Here is an 828-nt window from a genome sequence, read left to right on the forward strand (position 1 = left end):
CCGTGACCGCGTCTCGCTGCCGCCTGGACCACCGTGCCCCGGGGGGTCGGAGCCCCGGTCGTGGGACCCCCGCGCCGGGTCGAGCCCCACCACCTCCTGGCCCGGGGCGGCCGCTGGTACCTGGTCGGGTGGGACCTGGACCGCGGCGACTGGCGCACGTTCCGCCTCGACCGCGTGCAGCTGCGGACGCCCGACGGTCCACGGTTCGAGCCCCGCGACGTCCCGGGTGGCGACGTGGCGGCGTTCGTGACCGCCCGCTTCCGTGGCCACGACGGCGGGGACGGGTGGCCGTGCCGCGGGGAGGTGGTGGTGCACCTGCCGGTGACCCGGGTCGCGCGTCGTCGCGACGCGAGGTGAGCCGATCGGTCCGGACCGCTGCCGCGTCCGGGCCGGCTCGTGGTCCTGGACGGCGCTGGCCGCCTCGCTCGGCCGCTTCGACGCCGACCTCGAGGTCGTGGGGCCGGACGAGCTGCGGTCCGCGTGCGCCATGCTGGCCGCGCGCGCCGCCGCGCCGCCGGCGCTGAGCCGTCTGCGCAGGTTCTGCACAACTTTTCTCCGAACCGACCCATCCACCGGCGCGACGGCCCCGAACCAGGGGCATGAACACCACGACCGTCCGGCTCTCCGCCGTCGCCGCCACCCTGGGGGTGCTCGCGGCCGGCGCCGGCGTGCTGGCCGGCACCGGCGTCGCGGCCCTGACGAACGGCCCGTCGCCGCTCGTGGCCGTCGGCAACGCGGTGGTCGAGCGGACGCCCGGCCCGCTCAAGGACTACGCGATCCGCACCTTCGGCGAGGACGACAAGACCGTGCTGCTCGCCGGCGCCTCCG

Annotated in this window: 1 protein-coding gene and 1 pseudogene; both read left to right on the forward strand. The window is 77.3% G+C overall.

Annotated features, from left to right (window positions below; genetic code table 11):
• The first annotated feature begins 60 nt into the window (after positions 1 to 60).
• Positions 61 to 357, forward strand: coding sequence for a helix-turn-helix transcriptional regulator (locus AC2W7G_RS17500; RefSeq protein WP_485869557.1), 297 nt, complete (start codon positions 61 to 63; stop codon positions 355 to 357).
• 242 nt (positions 358 to 599) lie between these two features.
• A pseudogene (locus AC2W7G_RS17505) lies at positions 600 to 828 on the forward strand (hypothetical protein); the annotation flags it as partial.

The organism is Aeromicrobium sp. PFPM2_SD2 (assembly GCF_057364525.1).